Below are 3,441 nucleotides of genomic sequence, written 5' to 3'. Positions count from 1 at the left end.
CTCAAGTGATGATGCTATGGAATAATGGCTCTAAAAGAGAGTATCGCGTATGGAATGCGAAAAATGGAACCAAAATATATGAAGGAGAGCTTGAGCCTTTACCTTCAGATAAGTATCTCAAGAAAAAGCAAGTTAAGCTTACGGTTTGCGACTATAATCAAAGCCAATTAGTGGTCGGGTTTAGCGATGGAACAATTGCCTGTTATGAGTCTGCTAATGGAAAATTTATAAGAGAGAAACTGATGACTTTTCGTGCTATTAGATTTCTTCAGGTAGGCAAAGAGTACTGTATTACTGCGGCTAATCTAGACTTCTTCTTTGAAGTGCACCCACTTTCTTTTACCGATCTAGATGGGAAACACCTCTATGTTAAGCGGCCAGGAAAAGCTAAAGAGGTAATTGCCAAATTGAGAAGCTTTTATTCTAATAAACGAAGCTTAGCCAGTTGTGATACCGATGGCTGGCTAGAGCAATGGGATTTTGATGGAATCATCAGCCAGAAAAAGGGAAGTATTTCTCAAGATAAGGATAAGAATGAAAGGCCGTTTTCTTTTGGCCTTCCATCCTTTCTCTTAAGTTAAGGGGAAGGGCTTAGGGGCTTAAGGCGGCTAATTAAAAACATTTGTAAGTCCTGAAGATTTGTCTCTTCTTCAGAAGTATTTCCTATATGCTCCGTTAGTTGCTGGGTGGCTTTAAATTGTAATTCAACATATGCTTGGTATCTTGGTAATGCTTGTTTAAGTTCATTTATCATTACCGGGATATCTAGTCGATTGCTTGCGAGGAAAAGATGTAGACTATTTAAAATTTGAGGGATCCTTCTGTCTCTCTCTTCATCAAGAAGTATCTCTTCAATAACTTGTTGCATGTCTTGTTTTAAATTTTTAAGCATTTCCTCATACCTCTCAAGGGTCTCTGGTATTTCCTTTTTTGCCGCGATAGATGAGATTCTACCCTGTTCAGCTTTCTTTTTCGCCCTTTCGTATTCATTTAATGTGTTCTGTTTGCTTAGAAGTTCTGCTGTCAATTGTTGCAATTCTTCTTCCATTAATTCTTTTTCCTTTACTCCTATCCCTGCCTCTAATGGACTCTGTTCTGAAAGTTCTAGGGCGGATTTAAATTCTTCCGCCTGCTTTTTTAATTTTTCTATTTCTACCCTTAACTCCTGTGGTTCTCCTATAGCTTTCCGCTTTTTTTTGTATTCCTTATCTAATTGTATGGCCTCTTGCTTAAGCTTACCTAGTTCTTCTTTTTTTTCCTTGATAGCTGCCACTTTTGTCTCTATTAATTTATTATAATGCTGAATAGAAGCATACGAGTTCATTAAAAGTTTATCATTGTAGGTATTTATTCTTTGTAAAGCTTGGCTAAGGTTATCCAGAGCTTGATTACCTTTATATCTTGCACTAAGATACTGGGATTGCTCGTGCAGAGCATTTATCCAGCTATAAGCCTCATGGATGAATTCTATTTGTTTAATAACAGGGGAAGGATTCATTGAAGATCCAAGCTTAGAAAGCTTAGAGGTAAATTCCCTCCATTGGAATAGATTCCTTCTTAGTAATTCTAGGGTTTCCCTTTCTTCGTTTTCTGCTAGCGCATGTTCTTCTAGTAGCCTGGTTAGGTAGCGACCCAATTCTTGTGTAGCCTCTCTAGGCGCCATCTTTCCATTGGCTACCTCTCGGAGGAGTTTAATTGCCACTGGGCGGCCGTTGACTTCTATAAAATCATCCACTTTATTTAATTCTGAGGGTGCTATTAAAGTATGATTGTTTAAATAATAGAATGCTCTCTGCTTATTAAATAATGATAGATAATAAGTTTGAGGGAAGGCACTGTTCCATATTTCATTTACTGGTATACGAAGGCTGCCTCCTTTTTCCTGAATAATCTCTAATATTTCTTCTACTTTTTCTTTAGGAATTCCTAAGGCCTGCAGCTTATCCATTAGAGCAGAGGGAATCTCTTTTTTTTCTTTTATTAAGTCTCTAATGGCTTCTATGAAAGTATTTTTAAGGCGTTCAAGATAATTATCTTCAATTTCTGCAAATATCGAATGATGGCAAGCTTCATCCGGTGAAGAGCCTTGATACAATTGAAATTTAGCAGGCTTCCATTCAAGGCGGCAGTGAGAATTACCGTAGGCTACACATAAATGAAAAAAAAGAAGTAGGCGAGCTTTAGCATGCATTTCAATAAGCTTAGGAAGCTTAGCCTTATCAAGGCGATCAGAATTGTTCCAGTTGTCTATCGACTGTATCAATACCCCGAGTTTCTGAGAAAGTCCTTTCTTCTCTGCAAGGCTCCCCGCAAAAAGTGGAATGAACTCGCGACCATTAATTACCACTTCACGTGTACGAGAGGGGTCCCAGGCTGGGTAAGGAGCTAGAGATAATAAAGGTTGCTGCTCTCTTGCTATATTGATTCGGCTTTCCATTTCTTTTTCTCCGCTGCTCTCATTGAAAGTATGGTCGCTTAGTAAAGCAGCGGGAGTGGTAGAATGAGGGGAAATGTTGGCTGCGGAAATTCTAGCAATTTTATTACTAGGCTTTTCAGCTTTTTCCTCTAATTTATTGCTCTTTTTTTCTGTGGTATTCATGGCTGGTGGAGGAGCTGAGGGAGAAGGTGAAGATGAGCTAGAAGTGTTAATATTCATTATAACTCCTTTTTCTTATTAAATTATTTTATTAATTAATTTTATTATATATTATTTAATTAATAATTTAAACTAACAATATTAATGTTTTATAAAATAATAAAAAACTAATCTCATTTAATTTATATATTGATTAAATATTACTATTTAATAAGGAGTATGAATGCATCTTAGAGACAGTCAAGGCGATCGCTTCGCCAAGGCTTAGGCAAGTTAGCAGGACTTAAGTATAGCTATAACCGATAGCCAAAGTGTCAAAACAACTGAAAAAAAGGGCTTTGTGGATATGAAGATGGCGAGAAAGTTAAAGGTAGGAAAAGACACCTATCGGTGGATCACTTAGGACTGTTAATAGCAGATTTAGTAAGCAGCGCAGCTTGTAGCGACAGAGATGTGTCATAAGCGTTATTTTATTATCTTCAGGGAAAAGTTGTATGGCCAAAAAAATATTTGCTGCTACAGGATATAGCGGGGAAGAAAGGAGAGTAGAAGCAGCTTTACATGGTATTGATTTAATAGCCATTAAAAGATCTAAGCTAAAAGGATTTCATCTACAAGCAAAAAGATGGATAGTAGAAAGAACATTCGCTTGGTTTGGCAAATGCCGCAGATTAAGTAAGGATTATGAGGCCTTGCCAAACACCAGCCAAGCGTTCCTCCACTTAGCGATGATACGCCTGATAGTAAGAAGAAGAGCGCAATAAATTAATTCAGAAAATGTCTCTAAGAGGGAGGGTTTTTAAATGATTGTATATATAAATCATTATTATTTGGAGCAAATATCT

At 37.2% G+C, this 3,441-nt stretch carries 3 protein-coding genes and 1 pseudogene; 3 read left to right on the top strand and 1 reads right to left on the bottom strand.

Annotated features, from left to right (window positions below):
• The coding region (locus DB41_RS11970; RefSeq protein WP_238578482.1) for a hypothetical protein at positions 1-581 on the top strand (581 nt) is incomplete at its 5' end.
• Here DB41_RS11970 and DB41_RS08485 read toward each other — a convergent pair.
• Positions 578-2,656 (bottom strand): hypothetical protein, encoded by a 2,079-nt coding sequence (locus DB41_RS08485; RefSeq protein ID WP_039386329.1) that lies wholly within the window; start codon positions 2,654-2,656, stop codon positions 578-580. The genes DB41_RS11970 and DB41_RS08485 overlap by 4 nt on opposite strands.
• 241 nt (positions 2,657-2,897) lie before the next feature.
• On the opposite strand from DB41_RS08485, the pseudogene DB41_RS12635 reads away from it, so the two are divergent.
• Both DB41_RS12635 and DB41_RS10905 read left to right on the top strand, forming a co-directional pair.
• Positions 2,898-3,055, top strand: a pseudogene (locus tag DB41_RS12635) (IS5/IS1182 family transposase); the annotation flags it as partial.
• 35 nt (positions 3,056-3,090) lie between these two features.
• Positions 3,091-3,360 carry an IS5/IS1182 family transposase gene (locus DB41_RS10905; protein ID WP_052244046.1) on the top strand — a complete coding sequence of 90 codons (270 nt, stop codon included), beginning with the start codon at positions 3,091-3,093 and terminating at the stop codon, positions 3,358-3,360.
• The last annotated feature ends 81 nt before the right edge of the window (positions 3,361-3,441 follow it).

Source organism: Neochlamydia sp. TUME1 (genome assembly GCF_000813645.1).
Classification (GTDB): Bacteria; Chlamydiota; Chlamydiia; order Chlamydiales; family Parachlamydiaceae; genus Neochlamydia.
The sequence above is the reverse complement of the archived record's forward strand: the minus strand, read 5'-3'. Positions and strand labels throughout refer to the sequence as shown.